Below are 20,917 nucleotides of genomic sequence, written 5' to 3' on the forward strand. Positions count from 1 at the left end.
TCCCGCTACCGCGGTCATTCCGCGAGGGCCGCCGCCACGGCGTCGACGTTCGCAGTCATCCACTCGACATAGTCCATGCCCTCGGGAAGGGTCTCCGCGAAGTCGACGACGGGGATCCCCGCGTCCTCGGCGGCGCTGCGCACGGTCTCGGTCTGCGTCGTGCTGGCCTGGGTGTTGTAGCCGAGCAGCGCGACATCGCCTGCCGCCACGAGGTCGAGGACCTCCTGCAGGGTCTTCGGGGGCACGTCGCTGTCCTCCTCGACCGCCTCGGAGAACTCGGCGGGGGTGGCGTCCGTCATCCCGAGCTCGGTGAGGAGGTGCACGGGGACGGGCTCGGTGACGAGCACCCGGCGGCCCTCGAGCGTCGCGTGCAGCTCCTCGACCCGGGACTCGAGGGCGGCGACGCCCTCCTGGAACTCGGCGAGCCCGCTCGCGTACGCGTCCTCGCCGGCCGGGTCGAGTCGCGTCAGCTCCTCCGCCACGCTCTCGGCGACCGCCTCGGCGGCGTGCAGGTCGTACCAGACGTGCTCGTTGACGCCCTCGATGTGCCCGTGGTCGTCCTCGCCGCTCTCCTCCCCGTGCTCCTCGGCGTGCTCCTCGGTGTGCTCGCCGGCCAAGCCGGACAGGTCGACCGCCGAGACGACCGGAGCCTCCGTCTCGGCCGCGGCGATGAGGGTGTCGAGGAAGGGATCGTAGCCGCCGCCGTTCTCGACGAGCAGGTCCGCCCGGGAGACCGCGAGCTGGTCGCGCCCGGTCGCCTCGTACTCGTGCGGATCCTTGTCCGGGCTGTCGATGATGCTCGTCACCACGATCCGGTCTCCGCCGACGGCGGCCGCGATGTCGCCCCAGACGTCGGTCGACGCGACGACGTTGATCGTTCCGTCGGTCGCGGCGTCGCTGCTGGCGCCGGCGCAGCCCGCCAGCAGGAGGGCGGGGACGGCGGCGAGGGTGAGGGCGGGGAGGACGGGACGCTTCACGGGTGGCTTTCCAGGTCGGGGTGCGACCGGGAGCGGCCGCTGATGCGACGCTATCCGCTATTGATAATGATTGTCAAAAGCGCCGAGAGGCGGCGCCTGCTCAGTCCAGTAGCAGCGCCGGCTCCTCGAGCACGCTCGCCACGTCGGCCACGAAGCGGCTCGCCACATCGCCGTCGACCACGCGGTGGTCGAAGCTTGCACCGACCGTGGTGACGTAGCGGGGGAGGACCTCGCCGTCGACGACCCACGGACGCTGCTTGATCGCACCGAGCGCGACGATCGCGACCTCGCCCGGATTGAGGATCGGCGTTCCCGTGTCCACCCCGAAGCTGCCGATGTTCGTGATCGTGATCGTGCCGTCCGCCATGTCGGCGGGCGTCGTCCTGCCCTCGCGGGCGGTGAGGGTGAGCTGCTCGAGCGCCTTCGCCAGCTCGAGGAGCGACATGTCCTGGGCGTCCTTGACGTTCGGCACGATCAGGCCGCGCGGCGTCGCCGCAGCGATCCCGAGGTTCACGAAGTAGTGGACGATGATCTCGGTGTCGGTCCAGGTGCTGTTGACCGTCGGGTTGCGGCGGACCGCCCAGATGATCGCCTTCGCCATGATCAGCAGGGGAGAGACCTTGACCCCGGCGAAGTCCGGCGAGGCCTTCAGCCGCTTGACGAACTCCATCGTCCGGCTGGCGTCGATGTCGACGAACACCGATACATGCGGAGCGGAGAATGCGCTCGTCACCATGGCGTTCGCGATGGCCTTGCGCACGCCCTTGACGGGGATGCGCTCCTCGCGGAGCTGCGGGCGCTCCGGGGTCTGGATGTTCCGGAACACGCTCGCCTGCTGCGCGTGCCGCAGCACGTCGTCGCGCGTCACCTCGCCGCGCTCGCCCGTCGCGGTGACGGTGGATAGATCGACCTCGAGCTCCTTGGCGAGCTTGCGGACGGGCGGCTTCGCGAGCACGCTCCCGCCGGCGGCCGGGGCCGGCGGGGCCTTCCGCGGGCGCCGCCCGCTGCGCCGCGTCGCCGCGTGGCCGCCGGTGCCGTAGCCGACGAGCACGGCGCCGGCGACCGGCGCGTCCTCCTCGTTGCCCTCGGTGACCTGGGCCTCGACGCCCACCGCGGCCTGTGCGGGGGTGGAGAGCGTGGCGGCGAGGCGGTGCTCGCCCTCGGCGGCGACCGTGATGATGGCGGTGCCCACCTCGACCGTGTCGCCCTCGGCGACGAGCAGTTCGCCGACGACGCCCGCGTACGGCGAGGGCAGCTCGACGAGCGACTTCGCGGTCTCGATCTCCACGATCACCTGGTTGATCTCCACCGGATCGCCCGGCGCGACCTTCCACGAGACGATCTCGGCCTCGGTGAGGCCTTCGCCGACATCCGGCAGCGTGAACTTCGCCGTGCTCATCGGGCCCTCCTAGTAGTCCAGTGCCCGGTCGACCGCGTCGAGGACGCGATCGGCATCGGGGAGGTAGACCGACTCCAGTTTCGCCGGTGGGAAGGGCGCGTCGAAGCCCGAGACGCGCAGGACGGGCGCCTGCAGCGCGTAGAACGCCCGCTCCGCCACGGTGGCGGCGATCTCGGAGCCGAGGCTCGCGAAGCCGGGCGCCTCCTGGGCGACGACCAGGCGGCCGGTCTTCTCCACGGAGCGCAGGATCGGGCCGTAGTCGATGGGGGAGAGGGAGCGCAGGTCGAGCACCTCGAGGCTCGTGCCCTCCTTCGCCGCGACCTCGGCGGCCTGCAGGAGCACGCTCACCATGGCGCCGTGCCCGAGCACCGTGGCGTCGGTGCCGCCTCGCGCGACGCGGGTGGTGTGCATCCCGGCGGCCGGCGACTCCAGCTCCACCTCGCCCTTCGGCCAGTAGCGGCTCTTCGGCTCGAAGAACATCACCGGGTCGTCGGAGGCGACGGCCTGCTGGATCATCCAGTACGCGTCGTTGGGGGTGCTCGGCGAGATGACCCGCAGCCCGGCGGTGTGCGCGAAGTAGGCCTCGGGGCTCTCCTGGTGGTGCTCCACCGCACCGATGTGTCCGCCGTAGGGCACCCGGATGACGACCGGGAAGCGGGCGGAGCCCTCGTGCCGGGCGGTGATCTTCGCCAGCTGGGAGGTGATCTGGTCGAACGCCGGATAGATGAAACCGTCGAACTGGATCTCGCAGATCGGGCGGTAGCCGCGCATGGCGAGCCCGATCGCGGCGCCCACGATGCCCGACTCGGCGAGCGGGGTGTCGAGCACCCGTCCCGTGCCGAAGCGGGCCGAGAGACCCTCCGTCACGCGGAACACGCCGCCGAGCGCACCGACGTCCTCGCCCATCAGCAGGACACGGTCGTCATCCGCGAGCGCCTTCGCGAGTCCCTGGTTGAGGGCCTTCGCCATGGTCCAGGTGGTCGCGCTCATCGGGCCTCCCCGAAGCCGGCCTCGTAGCCCTGCAGCCACTGCTTCTGCTCACGGGTCACCGGGTGGTCCTCCGCGTAGACGTTGTCGAAGATGAGCCCCACGTCGGCCGGGCCGAGCGCGAGGGTGCGGCGCCGGACGTCCGCGACGAAGTCTGCGGCCTCCCGGTCCACCTCGGCGAGGTAGGCGGGATCCACGATGCCGCGCGACTCGAGGTGGTGGCGGTACCGGGCGATCGGGTCGCGCGCCTCCCACTCCGCCAGCTCGTCGGCGCCGCGGTAGCGCGTGGGGTCGTCGGAGGTGGTGTGCGCGCCGAGGCGGTACGTCATCGCCTCGATGAACCCCGGGCCGCGGCCGGCGCGGGCGTCGTCGAGCTGCTTCGCCGTGACCGCGTAGCTGGCGAGCACGTCGTTGCCGTCGATGCGCGTGGCGCGCAGCCCGAACCCGGCGGCGCGGGCGACGAGCGGCGTGCGGGACTGCCGGGTGACCGGCACCGAGATCGCCCAGTGGTTGTTCTGCAGGAAGAAGACCTGCGGAGTCTGATAGCTGGCGGCCCAGATGAACGCTTCGTTCGTGTCGCCCTGGGAGGTGGCGCCGTCGCCGAAGTAGACCATGACCGCCTCGTCGCGCGCGGGATCGCCGGTGGCGGCGCCGTCGAAGCCGACGCCCATGGCGTAGCCGGTGGCGTGCAGCGTCTGCGACCCGATGACGAGCGTGTAGAGGTGGAAGTTGCCGTGCTCCGCCGGCACCCATCCTCCGTGGGTCAGTCCGCGCATCATCCGGATGATGTCGACGACGTCGACGCCGCGGATCATCGCGACCGCGTGCTCGCGGTACGCCGGGAAGATCGTGTCCTGCGGCCGGGCGGCGTGCGCGGAGCCGACCTGAGCGGCCTCCTGTCCGAGGCTGGGGGGCCAGAGCGCGAGCTGGCCCTGGCGCTGCAGGTGACCCGCCTCGGTGTCGAAACGCCGGGCCACGACCATGTCGCGGTAGAACCGGCGGAGCAGGTCGTCGTCGAGCCGCTCCAGGTAGGGCAGGAACTCCTCGGCGGCCGCGTTCGGCTCGAACCGGCCGTCCGGAGCGATCATCTGCACGGACACGGCGTCGTCCGCGGTCTCGGGCACAGTTCCCATCCGATCCTTCGTGTCGTCGTGCGGGTCGCGGGAGCGCCGCGGGGCGAGGTCGGGTGTCGGCACCGGACCTAACCTATCCGCCGGGCCGGAGCGCCCTCGGGGAGGATGCGCACAATCTCGCTCGCGACGCTTAGGAGCTTGTCCACCGACTCCTCCTCGCCGACGGAGATGCGGATCCCCTCGGGTGGGAAGGCCCGTGCCGAGATTCCGGACTCGTGCAGCAGGTCGGCCACCGCCTCGGTTCCGGCGCCCGCCGCCAGCCACACGAAGTTGCCGGAGGACACCGGGATCCAGAGGCCCGCGGCCGCGAGCCCTGCGGAGAGCCGCTCGCGGCGGCCGACGAGGATGTCCACGCGAGCGGTGAGCTCCTCCTCGGCGTCGAGCGCCGCGTCGCCCGCGGCGAGCGCCGCCGCCGTCACCGAGAGCGGGATCGCGGCGGCGCGAGCGGCGTCGAGCAGCGGGACCGGCCCGATCGCGTAGCCGAGGCGCAGTCCCGCGAGCCCCCACGCCTTCGAGAAGGTGCGGAGGATCACGAGGTTGGGGTAGCGCCCGAGCAGGGTGGCGCCATCCACGGCGGCGGCGTCGCGGACGAACTCGACGTAGGCCTCGTCGAGCAGCACGAGGAGGGTCTCCGGCACCGCGGCCATGAACCGCTCGAACTCGTCCGCGGTCACGACGCAGCCGGTCGGGTTGTTGGGGGAGCAGACGAGCACGGCCCTCGTGCGTTCGGTGACCGCGGCCGTCATCGCGTCGAGGTCATGCCGGCCGTCGGGCAGGAGGGGCACGCGCCTGCTGGTCGCCCCCGCGACTGTGACGAGGCCCGGGTAGGCCTCGAACGAGCGCCAGGCGTAGAGGACCTCGTCGCCCGGTCCCGCTGCGGCGTCGATGAACTGCGACAGCAGCGCCACCGACCCGGCCCCCACGTGCACCTCATCGGGGGTGACGCCGTAGCGCTCGGCCAGCCTCGCCCGCAGGTCGACGGCGGCCGCGTCGGGGTAGCGGTTGATGGCGGCGGCGCGCGCGACGGCCTCCAGGACACCGGGCAGCGGCTCGAACGGATTCTCGTTCGAGGACAGCTTGTAGCCGCCCTCGGCGGCCGGCCTGCCCTGCTTGTATGCCGGCAGCGCCATGATCTCGGGGCGGAGCCGGACGGGGGTACGCGGGGCATCGGTCACGGCGATCCAGTCTATTTCGCGCCCTTCCGGGGGATGCCATAGTGGAGCGATGCGCAGGTTCGTGATCACCGTCATCGGCAACGCGATCGCGCTCTGGCTCACCACCCTGATCGTGTCCGGAATCGGCGTCACGCCGTACCGACCGGACGACTGGGTGGCGACCGTGCTCACCTACCTGCTGCTGGGACTGATCTGGGGCGTCGTCAACGGCGTCATCGGCAACGCCATCCGCATCGTCGCGTTCCCGCTCTACATCCTCACCCTCGGCCTCATCGCCCTGCTCGTGAACGGCCTCCTATTCCTCCTCGTCGCCTGGATCAGCGATCTGCTGGGCTTCGGCCTCGACGTGGACGGCTTCTGGTGGGGTGTCCTCGCCGCGCTCGTCATGGCGATCATCAACTGGGCGATCGGGCTCGTGCTGCGACCGCTCGCAGGACGCCGCCGCCGCTGACCTCACCGGATCCGCTCGGCCCGCACGTTGACGGCGGTGCCGGAGCCGGCCGGGAACCTGCCGAGCACCTCGGACCGCACCCTCGCCACCCGGGCCTCCTCGCTGCGGTCGGCCATCGCGAGGGTGGTCCGGTACTGGCCGAGCTCGTGTGCGGGCACCGCTCGGCGTGAGTCGGGCGGTCGTCCGTCGTAGAGCGACCGCGTGACGGTGACGGCCGCCCGGGTGCCGACGACGGGACCGGCGAGCGCCGGGACGAGGTCCTCCGCGTGCTCGACTGCGAGCACGGGCACGTCCTCCGGCACGGGCACGTTCGCGCCGGGGGAGCCGAGGGTCACCACCCCGCCGACCCGGTAGTCGCCCGACTGCGCGAGCCGCGACGCCACCAGCCCGCCCTGCGAGTAGCCGACGAGCACGACGACGTCGTCCGGCCCGACTCCTGCCGCCCGCAGCGCCGCAGCGGTCGCCGCGAGGGCGTCGCCGCGCTCCCCGCTCATCGCGGCCGCATCGGAGCGCAGGTCCCACGGCTCAGGCCCGGCATCGAGGCCGAAGTCGGCCGTGCCGGAGATGTACACCGCCACGACGTCCTCCCGGCCGCCCCGATAGCGCTCCACCCGCACCTGAGGTCCGCCGTCGGCGGGCGGGATGCGCCCCGAGAGCTCGGCGAGGGAGCGTGGCGCCCGCGTCGGGACGGGCGCGGTCGAGATGATCCGCACCGGCCCGACCGGCGGGCCGCCCGCGGCGAGGAGGCCCCCGAGCAGGACGCCGGCGGCCGCCTCGCGTCCGCCGAATCCGGCGCCGTCGTCGTCCGCCAGCTGCGACACGGCCCAAGGCACGCGGAGCATGCCTCGAAGGGCGTCATCCGCTCCGCCGGCGAGGAGCCGCACCACGGACACCAGGCGCTGATCGGAGAGGATGCCCCGATTCCCGGAGTGGAGGGCCGCCCCACCGCCGGCGGCGAGTGCCGCCGCCGCGAGCAGCACGCCCGGCGGAGTCAGCGCGAGGACCGCCGGGCCGAGGACTCCTCCCCAGTACGCCGCCTGCTCCACGGCCTCGCCGGAGAGACGCGCGATGCCCGCCTCCGCGATCGAGTACGCGTCGAGCGCGACGGCGAGCAGCACGCCGGTGGCGCGCAGCCCTCCCGCGATCTCCTCGAGATCCGCCACCGCTGCCGCCAGCGTGGGCTCGCGGGCGAGCGACGCACCGACGGCCTCGACACGATCCGCGAGGACTCTGCAGTGCGCGACGGCGACGAGCAGGTCCTCCGGCGCGACCGTGATGCGCCCGCCTCCCGAGACGACGAGGGCGTCGCTCACGGCACCGCGGCCTGGTCGAGCAGAGCGGCCACGCCGGCGGTGCGGCCGGCGAGGTTCTCGACGACCCGCCGGTACGCCGTCCCGGCGGGGGAGTGCCACTCGACGTCGGCGAGCGCGGCCACCGCGACGGCCAGTGGCCGGAGCTCCGCGGCCGCGGCGGCCGCCGCCCGCGACGACTCGGGGGTCAGGGGGTCGGGCGCCACCCGCCGACTATGACCTGCGGGTGGGGGGCTCGCACTGCCGCGCCCGCTTCCGTGTCGTCGGCGCGGGCATGGGCGCTGGGGAGGGTGGGGAAGAATGGTCGGCGGCGTCGCGCGGCGCCACGATCGGAAACGGAGCCGGAGCAGATGACCTCCCTGCCGCAGCAGCCCCTCAGCCCTCTCGATGGCCGCTACAGCGGTGCGATGGGCCAGCTGTCCCAGCATCTGTCCGAGGCAGGCCTCAACCGGGCGCGGATCGTGGTCGAGGTGGAGTGGCTCCTCTATCTGACCTCGCACGGCATGTTCGGCACCCGGCCCCTCACTCCAGAGCAGGCGAAGTCGCTGCGCGCCGCCGCGAGTGAGTTCGGCCCGGACGAGATCGCCGAGCTGGCCGCTCTCGAGGCCACCACACGTCACGACGTGAAGGCGGTCGAGTACTTCCTCCGCCGCCGGCTCGACACACTCGGGCTCTCCGCGATCGCCGAGCTCACCCACTTCGCCGCAACGAGCGAGGACATCAACAACCTCGCCTACGCGATCACCGTGCGCGATGCGGTCACCACCGTGTGGCGTCCGCGGCTCGTGACCGTGGTCGACGCCCTCCGCGAGCTCGCGCTGCGGCACCGCGCCGTCCCGATGCTCGCCCGCACCCACGGGCAGCCGGCGACGCCCACCACGATGGGCCGGGAGCTCGCGGTGTTCGTGGCCCGGCTCGACCGGCTCGTCGCCAAGCTCGACCGCGCCGAGTACCTCGGCAAGTTCAACGGTGCGACGGGCACCTATGCGGCGCACGTCGCGGCGGCGCCCGACGTCGACTGGCAGCGGGTGTCCCGCGAGTTCGTGACCTCGCTCGGGCTCACGTGGAACCCGCTGACGACGCAGATCGAGTCGCACGACTGGCAGGCCGAGCTCTACGACCTGATGGTCCACATCGGCCGGGTGCTCCACAACCTCTGCACGGACGTGTGGACGTACATCTCCCTCGGCTACTTCCGGCAGATCCCGGTCGCCGGCGCCACCGGCTCGTCGACGATGCCGCACAAGGTGAACCCGATCCGCTTCGAGAACGCGGAGGCCAACCTCGAGCTGTCCGGGGCGGTGCTCGGCTCGCTGTCGGCGACGCTCGTCACCAGCCGCCTGCAGCGCGACCTCACCGACTCCAGCACGCAGCGGAACATCGGGGTGGGCATCGGCCACTCGCTGCTCGCGCTGGACAACATCGTGCGCGGCCTCGGGGAGCTGGAGCTCGACGTCGACCGCCTCGCCGCCGACCTCGACGGCAACTGGGAGGTGCTCGCGGAGGCGGTGCAGACGGTCATCCGGGCCGAGGTGGCGGCGGGCACCAGCTCGATCGCGAACCCGTACGAGCTGCTCAAGGAGCTGACGCGCGGCCGCAGGCTGGATGCCGCGGGGCTCCGGGAGTTCCTCGCCGGACTCGACCTGCCGGAGGCGGCGAAGGAGCGGCTCGGCACGCTGACCCCGGCGACCTACGTCGGGCTGGCCGACGAGCTGACCGGGCTGGTGGCGCGGGAGGTCTAGTGCCCGTCGCGGCGGTCGCCGGGCGGGGTGGTCGTGTCGCCCGTGACCAGCGCGAGCATGGCGAGGATCAGCAGCGACGCGATGAAGGCGATGCCGAGGAAGATCGCGGCGAGCCCGAGGTCGCGAGCGGTGAACAGGACCACCAGGCCGGCGAACAGGCCCACCGCGAGGGCGAGTCCGACGAGTTCGGCGGGCCGGAAGCGGTCGCGCCGGGACGGCTTGGCGCTCATGCGCTCGGAACCTCCTCGGAGTCGGGCGCCGGCGTCCCGGTCGGGGTCGACCAGAGGAGCGACAGTGCCGCGATGATCAGGTAGACGCCGACGATCGCGCCGTACGCGCCGATCAGGCCGACGGTGACGACGGGGCTGGCGGGCAGCAGCACGGCGACGGCGAGCAGCAGCGAGGCGACTCCGACGACGACGCGGTCGCGGGACTGCGGGCCGGCGTCGACGTCCCGCACGCCGAGCACGAGCTCGAGGGTCCCCGCGAGACCCGCGGAGACGGCCACGGCCGGGACCAGGGCCGCGGCGGCGGCGCCGGTCGAGACGAACAGCAGGGCGATCGCGAGCACACCGGACGCGAGCCCGACGACGCCGGAGGCGAGGGTGATCGCGACGCCGGTCTGGGTGGGCGCCGAGCGGGACGCGGACAGTGCGAGGACGAGGCCCTGCAGCAGCGCGAACACGCCGTACACCGCGAGACCGAAGACGGGCGTGTGATCCTGCGAGAACGTGATGACCACGGCCAGGACGGCCGCCAGCACGCCGCGGATGAGCAGGACGGACCAGTATCCGCGCCCGTCGTACCGCTCGCGAGTCACTGCCGCCTCCGTCTGCGACCACCCCTGCGGCGGCCCGGTCCAGCCTACGCCACCGGTGCTGTCCGTACCCCGTGGGGGACAGGGCGAGGAACGGGCCCGGTTCTGCTCCGTCCACCGCCCGAGTTCGAAGCACCGAGGAGTTTGATGATCGGTGACGAGACATCGGAGCCGTCTGTGGAGGCGATCGTGAGATTCGGGCTGCACCTTCCCAACTTCGGCGCGTTCGGCTCGGCCGAAGTGCTGGCGGACCTGGCCGTGCTCGCCGAAGGCGCCGGATGGGACGGGCTGTTCCTCTGGGATCACCTGCTCTTCTGCGAGCTCGACCGGAACGACCACGTCGATCCCTGGATCGCACTCACCGCGATCGCAGCGGAAACGTCGACTCTCAGGATCGGGACGCTGGTCACGCCTCTCGCCCGACGGCGCCCGTGGGAGCTCGCCCGCCAGACGGTCTCCCTGCAGAACTTCTCGAAAGGGCGGCTGGTCCTCGGCGTCGGTCTGGGCGACCCGACCGAGTGGGACTTCCGGCACTTCGGCGATCCCACCGATCCCCGGATCCGCGCCGAGCAGCTCGATGAGGGCCTCCAGGTGCTCGAGGGTCTCTGGTCAGGCGAGCAGTTCGCCTTCGACGGCGCGCACTACCGCCTGGAGCCGGTGACGTTCCTGCCGGCGCCCGTGGCCCCGATCCCCGTCTGGGTGGGCGGCGCGTGGCCGCACCGGAGGCCGTTCCGGCGAGCCGCCCGCTACCAGGGTGTCGTCCCCTTCGGCGGTGCTGCCGCCGGTCGGCAGGAGCTCCAGGACGTGGTCGACTACGTGCGCGCGCACCGGAGCTCGGACGAGGCCTTCGACGTGGTCGTCAGCGGGCGCTCCGAGCACGACGCGGATTCGGCGGACAGGATCGCCGGCTTCCAGGACATCGGAACGTGGTGGCTGGAGGACATCAGCCCCCTGCGCTTCGGCGTCGACTGGCCGGCCCTCGCCGACCCCTGGGACACGGCCGCCCTCGCGGACCGGATCGCCGCCGGCCCCGTCGTGCCCTGACCCTGCGGCGGGGTCCTCACACCGGAACCCGTCAGTGCCCCGGCGGCAGGTCGACGAAGCGCGAGTAGTGGCCGTGGAAGCCGACCGTGATGGTGCGGGTGGGACCGTTGCGGTGCTTGGCGACGATGAGGTCCGCCTCGCCCGCTCGCGGGCTGTCCTTCTCGTAGGCGGCCTCGCGGTGCAGCAGGATCACCATGTCGGCGTCCTGCTCGATCGAGCCGGACTCACGCAGGTCCGAGATGGCCGGCATCTTGTCGGCGCGCTGCTCGGCACCACGGTTGAGCTGGGACAGCGCGATGACGGGCACCTGCAGCTCCTTGGCGAGCAGCTTGAGCGCGCGGGAGAACTCCGAGACCTCCTGCTGGCGGCTCTCGACCCGCTTGCCCGAGGTCATCAGCTGGAGGTAGTCGATGACGACGAGCTTGAGGCCCACCTTCTGCTTGAGCCGTCGGCACTTGGCGCGGATCTCGACGAGCGTCATGTTGGGGCTGTCGTCGATGTAGAGGGGGGCGTCGTTGATGCGGCCGCGCGTCTGCGCGAGCTTGGTCCAGTCGTCCGACTGGAGGGTGCCCTTGCGCATGTGCTGCAGCGGGATGGCGGCCTCGGCGGACATGAGGCGCATCGCGATCTCGCTGCGCCCCATCTCCAGCGAGAAGAAGACCGACGGCTGGTTGTGCTTCACCGACGCGGCACGCGCGAAGTCGAGCGCGAGCGTCGACTTTCCCATCGCGGGTCGGGCGGCCACGACGATCATCTGGCCCGGGTGCAGGCCGTTCGTGAGGTCGTCGAGCTCGGTGAAGCCGGTGGGGACGCCCGACATCGAGCCGTCCTTGCCCTGGGCGGCCTCGATCTCGTCCACCGCGGCGGTGATGGCCTCGGTGAGCGGGACGTAGTCCTCCGCCTCCTTCTCGCGCGTCACCGAGTAGATCTCCGCCTGGGCGTTGTTGACGAGGTCGGTGACCTCGCCCTCGCTGGCGTAGCCCATCTGGACGATGCGGGTGCCGGCCTCGACCAGGCGCCGGAGGACGGCCCGCTCCGCGACGATCTCGGCGTAGAAGCCGGCATTCGCCGCGGTGGGGACGATGCTCGTCAGCGTGTGCAGGTAGTCGGCGCCGCCGGCGCGGGAGAGATCGCCCGTCTTCGTGAGCTGGTCGGTGACGGTGATGACGTCGGTCGGCTCGCCGTGGGCGTAGAGGTCGAGGATCGCCTCGAAGATGACTTCGTGCTTCGGCACGTAGAAGTCCATGCCCTTGACGGCCTCGAGGACGTCGGCGACCGCATCCTTGCTGAGCAGCATGCCGCCGAGCGCGCTCTGCTCGGCGAGCAGGTCGTGCGGGGGAGTGCGCTCCGCGCCGCGCCCGTCGCCGCGGGCTTCGCTGGCGAGCCCCAGATGAGCGATCGACATGTGTTCCTCCCCGACGCAAGCGTCCTGCTCATTCCAGCGCGGGCCACCGACACCGGAAACGACGCCGGGACCCCCCGTCCGGCGCCTCTCGACGCTACCCGCACACAGGGCGGGGAGGGTGTGCACAGATCTGGGGAGAACGTGCGGGAAAGCGCCATTCACATGTGCACAACCTGTGGGGACGCGCCGGTGACTCCGTGCTCAAGAGAACCGAGAGGCGCTCCCGATCAGCGGTTCTGTTCCCACATCGCCTTCCTGGGGAAAACTGCCTTGAAGCAGACATTGAAGGTTTGCGTCTTGTGGAACCTGTGCACAACCCTGTGGGAACACGAGAAGCGGCGGGGCGGGGGGACCCGCACCGCCGCTTCTGAGAGGGAGGCTACTTGGCCGCGACCACCGTGAGGGCGATCGTCGCCACGACGTCCTCGCGCAGGCGGACCGTCGCCTCGTGCGACCCGGTGGACCGGATCACCGCGGGGAGCTCGATCTTGCGCTTGTCGATCTCGCCGAGACCGGCCGCGGACACCGCGGACGCGACGTCGGAGGACTTCACGGAGCCGAACAGACGGCCCTCGGCGCCCGCCTTCACCCGGAGGGTGACGGGGGACTGCTCGAGGCGCTGCTTGAGCTGCTGGGCCTCCTCGGCCGTCGCGAGCTCGCGGGCGGCGCGGGCCGCCTTGATCGACTCGATCTGCTTCTCGCCGCCGCGGGTCCACTGAACCGCGAGGCCCGACGGGACGAGGTAGTTGCGCGCGTAGCCGGCCTTGACGTCGACGACGTCGCCGGGGGCACCGAGGCCGGTGACCTCGTGGGTGAGGATGAGCTTCGACATCGGTGACTCCTAGCGTCCGGAACCGGCGTACGGAAGCAGGGCCATCTCACGGGCGTTCTTGACGGCCCGCGCGATAAGGCGCTGCTCCTGCACCGAGACACCGGTGATGCGGCGGGCGCGGATCTTGCCGCGCTCCGAGATGAACTTGCGGAGCGTCGCGACGTCCTTGTAGTCGATGACGCCGACCTTGATCGCCTTCGCGGGAGCGGCGGTCTTGCCGCCCTTCACGCGAGGCTTGCGGCTGTCGCCGCGGGACTTCCCAGCCATGCGGAATTCCTAACTGTGTGAAGAGGAGAAGAGGGGGGAGACGACGGCCCGGATCAGAACGGGGTGTCGTCGTCGTAGGAGCCGGGCGTGTTCCACACGTCCGCGCCACCCGAGGCAGCCGGCGCGCTGGGCGCCCACGGCTCGTCGGCACCGGAGGAGACGCCGCGGCCTCCACCACCGCCACCGCCACCCGACGTGCGGGTGACCTGGGCGGTCGCGTACCGGAGCGAGGGGCCGATCTCGTCGACCTCCAGCTCGATCGCGGTGCGGCGCTCGCCTTCCTTCGTCTCGTACGACCGCTGCTTGAGGCGACCGGTCGCGATGACGCGGGAGCCCTTGCTCAGCGAGCCGGCGACGTGCTCGGCGAAGTCGCGCCAGACCGAGGCACGGAGGAACAGCGCTTCGCCGTCCTTCCAGTCATTCGCCTGGCGGTCGAAGGTGCGGGGCGTGGAGGCGATCGTGAAGTTCGCCACCGCGAGGCCGCCCTGCGTGTAGCGCAGCTCGGGGTCGGCGGTCAGGTTGCCGACCACCGTGATGATGGTCTCGCCGGCCACGTCAGCTCGCGGGCTTCTCGGCCGCGGCAGCGGCGGTCGCGGCGGCGCGCGCCACGGCCTCCTCGGCGCGGAGGACCTTGGTGCGGAGGACGGCCTCCGACAGGCTCAGCTGCCGGTCGAGCTCCTTCGCGGCCTCGGGCGTCGAGGTGAGGTTCACGACGGCGTAGATGCCCTCGCTCTTCTTCTTGATCTCGTACGCGAGACGGCGACGGCCCCAGATGTCGACGTTCTCGATCGAGCCACCCGCGTTGCGGATGACGCCGAGGAACTTGTCGAGGCTCGGGGCGACCGTGCGCTCATCGATCTCGGGATCGAGGATGACCATGAGTTCGTACTTGTGCGTCACTGACCCACCTCCTTCGGACTAGAACGGCTGCAGGCTCTCTGCAGCAGGAGGGTGTGTGCACGCCCGCGCGAGGCGGGCTGTGGTGCCACGCGATGCGCGGACAACCGCAGTAGCTTAGCGGCTTCCGCCGCCCTGCGGCAAGGCGGACCACCAGTCGAGCAGGCGGCGTGTGGCCTCCTCCTCGCCGAGCGGACCCTCGTCGAGCCGCAGCTCGAGGAGATGCCTGTACGCGCGGCCCACGTCCGGACCGGGGCGGATGCCGAGGATCGACATGATCTGCTCGCCGTCGAGGTCGGGCCGGACCGCGGCGAGCTCCTCCTGCTCCGCGAGCTCGCCGATGCGGCGCTCGATGTCGTCGTAGGCGCCCGCCAGCCGCTCCGCCTTGCGCCGGTTGCGGGTGGTGACGTCGGCGCGGGTGAGGATGTGCAGCTGCTCGAGCTGGTCGCCCGCGTCCCGCGCGTACCGGCGGACCGCGGAGTCGGTCCAGGCGCCCTCCGTGTAGCCGAAGAAGCGCTGGTGCAGCTCGATCAGCTTCGCGGTGCGGTCGATGGTGTCGTTGTCGAAGCGCAGCGTGCGCAGCCGCTTCCGCGCGAGCTTCGCGCCGACGACGTCGTGGTGGTGGAAGGTGACCGCGCCGCCCTTCTCGAACCGGCGGGTGGCGGGCTTGCCGATGTCGTGCAGCAGAGCGGCGAGGCGCAGGACGAGGTCGGGCGCGCGGCCGCGGCGCCGCTCGAGGTCGATCGTCTGCTCGAGCACCGTGAGGGAGTGCTCGTAGACGTCCTTGTGCCGGTGCTCGGCGTCCACGGTCAGCTTGAGGGCGGGGAGCTCGGGCAGCACGAGGTCCGCGATGCCGGACTCGACGAGCAGCTCGAGGCCGGCGCGTGGCGATCCGGCGAGCAGGAGCTTCGAGAGCTCGTCCTTGATCCGCTCGGCGGACACGATCGACAGCCGCCCGGCGAGGGCGGTGACCGCAGCCCGGGTCTCGTCCTCCACCGCGAAGCCGAGCTGTGCGGCGAAGCGTGCCGCTCGAAGCATACGAAGGGGGTCCTCAGTGAACGACACCTCGGGCCGCTGAGGCGTGCGCAGGCGGCGGCCGAGCAGGTCCTCGATCCCGCCGGTCGGGTCCACCAGGACGCGGGCCGGCAGCCGGAGGGCCATCGAGTTGACCGTGAAGTCGCGGCGCACCAGGTCGTCCTCGAGGGTGTCGCCGAAGCGGACCTCCGGCTTGCGCGACTCCGGCTCGTAGGCGTCCGAGCGGTAGGTCGTGATCTCGACCTGCTCGCCGGCGATACGGGCGCCGATCGTGCCGAAGGCGCGGCCGACGTCCCAGCGAGCCGAGGAGATAGGTGTGACGATCTCGAGGATGCGCTCCGGCCGCGCGTCGGTGGTGAAATCGAGGTCGAACGCGGTGCGGCCGAGGAAGGCGTCGCGGACGGGGCCGCCGACCAGGGCGAGCTCGGCGCCCGCGGCCTCGAACGCCGCGGCCAGCTTCGCGACGGGAGGCGAGAGCGCGATCGCCGTCAGGCGGTCGAGAGCGGCCGCCGCGCTGTCCATGGGCATCCATGCTAGTTCGCGGAGCGGGGGACCAGGGCACGCGGAACCCCACCGCCTAGACTCGCTGTCCATGGGAGCGTGGAGGACGACCGCCGGCTCCGTCGACCCGGCGTGAGGGGGATGCTGCGCCCGGCCCTCGCCGTGGCGCTCCTCGCCGCCGGCCTGCCCGCCCCGGCCATGGCCGCCACGACCGCGGAGGAACCGCCTCAGGTCAGCCTCACGCTCGCAGCGGGCTCGGGCATCGCCCGCCCCGGCGAGGACCTCGTCGTCACCGGAAGCGTCGCCAACACCGGGACCGGCCCGGTCTCGGGCGGCACCCTCCGAGTCGAGCTGACGGAGGACGGACTCGACCGCTCGGAGCTGCAGGTGCTCCTCGACGATGCGGCGGACGAGGACGCCGACCGCGCCGTCGTCGGGACGCTGCCCATCGCGGCGCTGCCCGCGGGCTCCAGCGTGCCGGTCTCCCTCACCATCCCCGCTGCCGACGTCGACCGCACGCTGGCGGATGCCGACTGGGGCACGCACGCCCTGCTCGGCTCCTTCGACACCGAGGGCTCGGTGATCGCCCGGTCGAGCTCCGGATTCGTGTGGGCCGACGGCGCGGCGCCGGCGCCGATCGCGGTCTCGACGGTGGTGCCGTTCACGACGCCGGGCATCTCCGAAGGGCTGCTCGACGCCGACTCGCTCGAGGCCTACACATCGGCCGGGGGAGTGCTGCGCCGGAAGCTCGACGCCGTGCGCGGCTCCGCGGACGCCATCGCACTCGACCCGCGGATCCTCGCCTCGATCCGCGCGCTCGGGACGGATGCCCCGGACAGCGCCGTGGACTGGTTGAACGAGCTGCGAACGGTCGACAACGTCGTATTCCCGCTCAGCTATGCAGACTCGGATGTCGCGCTCGAACGCGCGGCCGGCGCACCGTCGGTCCTCGGGCCGGGGTCGTTCGAGTCGTCCCTCGACCGCGACGTCTTCGCGAACGGCCCGATCGCGGAGGAGACGCCGCCCTCGCCCTCGCCCTCCTCGTCCGGCACGGCGACCCCGTCCCCCACGCCCACCGATGCGGAGCCCGGCGCTCTGCCGACGGGCGACGACCTCCTCCGCTGGGACTACACGACCACCGACCTCGCCTGGCCGACACGGGTGCTGCCCGGCGACCTGCCCTTCTATGCCGCATCCGGGCTGACCCGCGCCATCGTGCCGAGCTCCTCCCTCGCCGACACCCCCGATCCCCTGCCGGTGAGCGGATCCCTCGAGGGGAGCACCGCGCTCGTGCTCGACAGCCGGCTCTCGGACGCCGTGTCCGAGGCGGCGTTCTCCTCGGGCGAGGCTGCGGGCCGAGCCGCACTGGCGGACGCGATCGCCCTGCTCGCCGCCACCGCGGAGGATGCCGAGCCCGGCGCCGCGGTCCTCGTCGGGCTCGACCGCGCCTGGCCGGAGTCGACGGCCTCCACCGCGGCGGCGCTGACCGCTCTCCGCACCCTGCCGTGGGTCGCCCCCCTCCGGCTCGACGCGATCGCGGGGTCCGGGACGGAGCTGGCCGTCCGCGGCGACCAGGCGGCGGACGGGCGCGTGCCGACGGCCGCGCAGCTGCTGCAGGACGACGCCGCCATCGCCCGCTTCTCGTCGGTGCTGGAGCGCCCCGAGCTGCTCACCGGGCGGGAGCGGCTGCGCCTCCTCGCGGTCCTCTCCGCGCAGTGGCTGGACGCACCGGAGGCCTGGCAGACCGCCGCGGCGGACCTGCACGCCTCGTACGACCGCGTGCTGCACTCCGTGCGCATCACCCAGACCAGCGTCTTCGTGGTGAGCCCCGAGGTGCCGGTGCCGGTCTTCGTGCAGAACGATCTCGACTTCCCGGTCACCATCCGCCTCGAGGGCAGGCCCAGCAACGGGCGCCTGCTGGTGGACCCCGCCACGGCCACGATCGACGCGCTGTCCAGCCAGCGGGTCAGCCTTCCGGCCCGGTCCATCGCCAACGGACGGGTCACGCTGACCGTCACGGCCTGGAGCCCGACCGGCGTGCAGGTGGGCGACCCCGCCACGATCGACCTGGACGTCCAGGCCGAGTGGGAGGCCGTCGGCACGGGCGTCGTCATCGGTCTCGTCGTCGCGCTGTTCGGGTTCGGGCTGTGGCGAAACATCCGCCGACGCCGCAGGGCGTCGCGAGAGGGAGCCGAATGAGCGGGATCGGCCGGGCGAGTGCGCTGCTGGCGTCGGGCACGGTCGTCTCGCGGGTGCTCGGCTTCGTCAAGGCGATCGTGATCGCCGACGCGATCGGCAACGTCGCGAGCGTGAGCGCCGACGCGTACGCGGTCTCCACCGCCGTGCCGAACAGCATCTACGCCATCATCGGCGGGGGCCTGCTGAGCGCGATCCTCGTGCCGCAGATCGTGCGGGCGAGCACCGCCCCGGACGGCGGCAACGCGTACGTGAACAAGCTCGTCACCCTCGGGCTGACCGGCTTCCTCCTCGTCGCGACGCTCGCGACCCTCGCGGCACCGCTGCTCGTGCGGCTGTTCGCGACCGACAAGCTGGACCTCGGCCTCGCCACCGCGTTCGCGTTCTGGTCGCTGCCGCAGGTGTTCTTCCTCGGAATGTACGCGCTGCTCGGCGAGGTGCTCAACGCCCGCAAGGCGTTCGGGCCGTTCACCTGGGCTCCCGTCGCGAACAACCTCGTCGGGATCGCCTCCGTGCTGACCTTCGTGGCGGTGTTCGGCGCCGACGCGGACCGCACCGGGAGCGACTGGACGCCCGGGATGATCGCGCTCTTCGCCGGCGGCGGCACGCTGGGTCTCGCCGCGCAGGCGATCCTGCTGTTCTTCTTCTGGCGCCGCGTCGGCCTGCGCTTCCGCCCGGACTTCGCGTGGCGCGGAGTCGGCCTCGGCCACGTGGGCAGGGCGGCCGGGTGGACGTTCGGCATGCTCGTCGCCGGGCAGATCGCCGGGATCATCCAGACCAACGTGGCGACGCTCGGCACCGCGGAGGGCGCGGGGCCGGCGGCGCTCGGCAACGCCTGGCTCATCTTCATGCTTCCGCACTCCGTGATCACGGTGTCGCTCGTGACCGCCTTCTACACGCGGATGAGCGAGCACGCGACGCACGGCGACACCCCGGCCCTCAAGTCGGACATCTCGATCGCCATGCGCTCGGTGACCCTGGCGATGGTGCTCGCGACCGCGGTCCTCGTGGTGGTATCACTCCCGTTCGCGCGCGTGTTCAACACCCCGTTCGCCGAGGTGCAGATCATGGCGGCGGTGATCACCGCGTACGTGATCGGGCTCGTGCCCTTCTGCCTCCTGTTCGTCGTCCAGCGCTCGTTCTACGCCCTGGCCGACACCCGGACCCCCTTCGCCTTCACGATGGCCCAGGTGGTCGTCGTCATCACCGGCGTCCTCCTGAGCGGACTGCTGCCGGCGGAGTGGATCGGCGTCGGCATCGCGACCGCGGTGTCGGTCGCCGGCACCCTGCAGCTGCTCCTCGCCTCGTGGCTCCTCGCCCGCCGGATCGGGCGGGGGGCGGCGCGCGGCGTGGGTCGCTCGCTCCTCATCGACCTCGGTGCGGTGGTGCCGGCGGGCGCCGTCGGCGCCGCGCTGCTGTTCCTGCTCGGCGGCACCGTCGAGGACGGCTTCGCGCTCTCCGGGAAGCTGCCCGCCATCCTCTCCCTGGCGGCCATCGCCGCGGCCATGACGTCGGTGTACGGCGGTGCGCTCGTGCTGCTCCGCTCGCCCGATCTCATGCCCGTTCTGGCCCGCATCATCGCGCGGCTGAAACGGGGCTGACGCTCCGGGCCGCGGAATAGCCCGAGGCTAGGATGTGTTGACTCGGGAGCGGCGCGGAGAGCCCGTCGTCGGCGAAGTCAGGAGCATTTCCAGTGCGTCAGATGATCATCATCGGATCCGGTCCTGCGGGTTACACGGCCGCCATCTACGCGGCCCGCGCGGAGCTGGAGCCGCTGCTCATCGCCAGCTCGGTCGAGGCCGGCGGCGAGCTGATGAACACGACCGAGGTCGAGAACTTCCCCGGCTTCCCCGAGGGCATCATGGGCCCCGACCTGATGGACAAGTTCCGTCTGCAGGCCGAGCGCTTCGGCACGGAGGTCGTCTACGACGACGTCACCGAGGTCGACCTGACCGGTGACGTGAAGCGGGTCACCCTCGGCTCCGGCGAGGTGCACGAGGCGCTGTCCGTCGTCGTGGCGACCGGATCGGCCTACCGCAAGCTCGGACTGCCCGACGAGGACCGCCTCAGCGGCTACGGCGTCTCCTGGTGCGCCACCTGCGACGGCGCCTTCTTCCGCAAGCGCGTCGTCGCCGTCGTGGGCGGCGGTGACTCCGCGATGGAGGAGGCGACCTTCCTCACGCGGTTCGCGGACAAGGTGTACATCATCCACCGCCGGGACAGCCTGCGGGCGTCGAAGATCATGCAGCAGCGGGCCTTCGACAACCCGAAGATCGAGTTCCTCTGGAACAGCGAGGTGGCGGCCATCTCCGGCGAGACCGCCGTGGAGAGCGTCACCCTGCGCGACACCATCACGGGCGAGGAGCGCGAGCTCGAGCTGACGGGCCTGTTCATCGCCGTCGGCAACGACCCGCGCGTCCACCTGTTCCACGGGCAGATCGATCTCACCCTGGAGGGGACCCTCGCCGTCGAGGGCCGCAGCTCCCGCACGAACCTCCCCGGCGTCTTCGCCGCGGGCGACGTCATCGACCCCACGTACCGGCAGGCCATCACGGCTGCCGCGTCCGGGACCGTGGCCGCCCTCGACGCGGAGCACTACCTCGCATCCCTTCCGGAGGCGCTCCTGGCGCCCGCGAAGGGCAGCGTCGAGGAGGGATCCGCCCCGGTCGCCGGCAGCACGGTCGACGCCGACGGAGAGCTCGTCAACCTTCCCTGAGGCGGCCCGCGCCGCCCCGCCGCTGTGCGCCGA

The 20,917-nt window shown here is 72.0% G+C and carries 21 protein-coding genes; 6 read left to right on the plus strand and 15 right to left on the minus strand.

Features of this window, described 5'->3' with window-relative positions; translation table 11 throughout:
• Positions 1 to 14 precede the first annotated feature (14 nt).
• From J3P36_RS10805 to J3P36_RS10825, 5 genes are all read right to left on the minus strand, one after another.
• Complete coding sequence (locus tag J3P36_RS10805; protein ID WP_210508020.1) at positions 15 to 977, minus strand: metal ABC transporter solute-binding protein, Zn/Mn family; 963 nt, start codon at positions 975 to 977, stop codon at positions 15 to 17.
• A gap of 100 nt (positions 978 to 1,077) precedes the next feature.
• Positions 1,078 to 2,376, minus strand: a complete 1,299-nt coding sequence (locus J3P36_RS10810; RefSeq protein WP_210508021.1) for a dihydrolipoamide acetyltransferase family protein — start codon at positions 2,374 to 2,376, stop codon at positions 1,078 to 1,080.
• Between the two features lie 9 nt (positions 2,377 to 2,385).
• On the minus strand, positions 2,386 to 3,366 hold the full coding sequence (locus J3P36_RS10815; protein ID WP_210508022.1) for an alpha-ketoacid dehydrogenase subunit beta: 981 nt from the start codon (positions 3,364 to 3,366) through the stop codon (positions 2,386 to 2,388).
• Entirely contained in the window at positions 3,363 to 4,496 is a 1,134-nt protein-coding gene (locus J3P36_RS10820; protein ID WP_210508573.1) for a thiamine pyrophosphate-dependent dehydrogenase E1 component subunit alpha, read from the minus strand. The genes J3P36_RS10815 and J3P36_RS10820 overlap by 4 nt, the downstream gene beginning before the upstream one ends.
• Positions 4,497 to 4,564: 68 nt before the next feature.
• A complete protein-coding gene (locus J3P36_RS10825) occupies positions 4,565 to 5,671 on the minus strand; it encodes a histidinol-phosphate transaminase (protein WP_307807054.1) in 1,107 nt (368 codons plus the stop codon).
• Positions 5,672 to 5,720: 49 nt separating this feature from the next.
• Between J3P36_RS10825 and J3P36_RS10830 the strand changes: the two genes are divergently transcribed.
• Complete coding sequence (locus J3P36_RS10830; RefSeq protein WP_210508024.1) at positions 5,721 to 6,122, plus strand: phage holin family protein; 402 nt, start codon at positions 5,721 to 5,723, stop codon at positions 6,120 to 6,122.
• Positions 6,123 to 6,124: 2 nt separating this feature from the next.
• Here J3P36_RS10830 and J3P36_RS16810 read toward each other — a convergent pair whose 3' ends face one another.
• Positions 6,125 to 7,435, minus strand: a complete 1,311-nt coding sequence (locus J3P36_RS16810; RefSeq protein ID WP_210508025.1) for an alpha/beta hydrolase — start codon at positions 7,433 to 7,435, stop codon at positions 6,125 to 6,127.
• Positions 7,432 to 7,638: a hypothetical protein gene (locus J3P36_RS10840; RefSeq protein WP_210508026.1), complete on the minus strand. Its 207-nt coding sequence runs from the start codon at positions 7,636 to 7,638 to the stop codon at positions 7,432 to 7,434. The genes J3P36_RS16810 and J3P36_RS10840 overlap by 4 nt, the downstream gene beginning before the upstream one ends.
• A gap of 144 nt (positions 7,639 to 7,782) precedes the next feature.
• Between J3P36_RS10840 and purB the strand changes: the two genes are divergently transcribed.
• The gene (gene purB / locus J3P36_RS10845; RefSeq protein WP_210508028.1) at positions 7,783 to 9,174 is read left to right on the plus strand and encodes an adenylosuccinate lyase; all 1,392 of its coding nucleotides are present in this window, start codon (positions 7,783 to 7,785) and stop codon (positions 9,172 to 9,174) included.
• On the opposite strand, the gene J3P36_RS10850 is transcribed toward purB, so the two are convergent.
• Both J3P36_RS10850 and J3P36_RS10855 read right to left on the minus strand, forming a co-directional pair.
• Positions 9,171 to 9,404 (minus strand): hypothetical protein, encoded by a 234-nt coding sequence (locus J3P36_RS10850; protein WP_210508029.1) that lies wholly within the window; start codon positions 9,402 to 9,404, stop codon positions 9,171 to 9,173. The two genes, purB and J3P36_RS10850, sit on opposite strands and share 4 nt — an antisense overlap.
• Entirely contained in the window at positions 9,401 to 9,994 is a 594-nt protein-coding gene (locus J3P36_RS10855) for a hypothetical protein (RefSeq protein WP_210508031.1), read from the minus strand. The genes J3P36_RS10850 and J3P36_RS10855 overlap by 4 nt, the downstream gene beginning before the upstream one ends.
• Positions 9,995 to 10,180: 186 nt before the next feature.
• Here J3P36_RS10855 and J3P36_RS10860 point away from each other — a divergent pair, with 186 nt between their 5' ends.
• Complete coding sequence (locus J3P36_RS10860) at positions 10,181 to 11,035, plus strand: LLM class flavin-dependent oxidoreductase (RefSeq protein WP_210508033.1); 855 nt, start codon at positions 10,181 to 10,183, stop codon at positions 11,033 to 11,035.
• A 31-nt stretch (positions 11,036 to 11,066) separates the two neighbouring features.
• Here J3P36_RS10860 and dnaB read toward each other — a convergent pair whose 3' ends face one another.
• From dnaB to J3P36_RS10890, 6 genes are all read right to left on the minus strand, one after another.
• The gene (gene dnaB / locus J3P36_RS10865; RefSeq protein WP_210508034.1) at positions 11,067 to 12,440 is read right to left on the minus strand and encodes a replicative DNA helicase; all 1,374 of its coding nucleotides are present in this window, start codon (positions 12,438 to 12,440) and stop codon (positions 11,067 to 11,069) included.
• A gap of 379 nt (positions 12,441 to 12,819) precedes the next feature.
• On the minus strand, positions 12,820 to 13,272 hold the full coding sequence (gene rplI / locus J3P36_RS10870; protein ID WP_210508036.1) for a 50S ribosomal protein L9: 453 nt from the start codon (positions 13,270 to 13,272) through the stop codon (positions 12,820 to 12,822).
• A gap of 9 nt (positions 13,273 to 13,281) precedes the next feature.
• Positions 13,282 to 13,539 (minus strand): 30S ribosomal protein S18, encoded by a 258-nt coding sequence (gene rpsR, locus J3P36_RS10875; protein WP_210479984.1) that lies wholly within the window; start codon positions 13,537 to 13,539, stop codon positions 13,282 to 13,284.
• Positions 13,540 to 13,592: 53 nt separating this feature from the next.
• A complete protein-coding gene (locus tag J3P36_RS10880) occupies positions 13,593 to 14,093 on the minus strand; it encodes a single-stranded DNA-binding protein (RefSeq protein ID WP_210508038.1) in 501 nt (166 codons plus the stop codon).
• A 1-nt stretch (position 14,094) separates the two neighbouring features.
• A complete protein-coding gene (gene rpsF, locus J3P36_RS10885; RefSeq protein ID WP_210508040.1) occupies positions 14,095 to 14,439 on the minus strand; it encodes a 30S ribosomal protein S6 in 345 nt (114 codons plus the stop codon).
• 114 nt (positions 14,440 to 14,553) lie between these two features.
• A complete protein-coding gene (locus tag J3P36_RS10890; RefSeq protein ID WP_210508042.1) occupies positions 14,554 to 15,993 on the minus strand; it encodes a CCA tRNA nucleotidyltransferase in 1,440 nt (479 codons plus the stop codon).
• Positions 15,994 to 16,071: 78 nt separating this feature from the next.
• On the opposite strand from J3P36_RS10890, the gene J3P36_RS10895 reads away from it, so the two are divergent.
• The 3 genes from J3P36_RS10895 to trxB all read left to right on the plus strand — a co-directional run bounded on the left by J3P36_RS10895 (position 16,072) and on the right by trxB (position 20,884).
• Positions 16,072 to 18,171: a DUF6049 family protein gene (locus tag J3P36_RS10895; RefSeq protein ID WP_210508044.1), complete on the plus strand. Its 2,100-nt coding sequence runs from the start codon at positions 16,072 to 16,074 to the stop codon at positions 18,169 to 18,171.
• Complete coding sequence (gene murJ, locus J3P36_RS10900; protein WP_210508045.1) at positions 18,168 to 19,769, plus strand: murein biosynthesis integral membrane protein MurJ; 1,602 nt, start codon at positions 18,168 to 18,170, stop codon at positions 19,767 to 19,769. Before J3P36_RS10895 ends, murJ begins: the two co-directional genes overlap by 4 nt.
• A 92-nt stretch (positions 19,770 to 19,861) precedes the next feature.
• Positions 19,862 to 20,884 carry a thioredoxin-disulfide reductase gene (gene trxB, locus J3P36_RS10905; protein ID WP_210508046.1) on the plus strand — a complete coding sequence of 341 codons (1,023 nt, stop codon included), beginning with the start codon at positions 19,862 to 19,864 and terminating at the stop codon, positions 20,882 to 20,884.
• Positions 20,885 to 20,917 lie beyond the last annotated feature (33 nt).

The sequence above is a fragment of the Naasia sp. SYSU D00057 genome (assembly GCF_017916505.1).
In the GTDB taxonomy this organism is placed as follows: Bacteria; Actinomycetota; Actinomycetes; order Actinomycetales; family Microbacteriaceae; genus Naasia.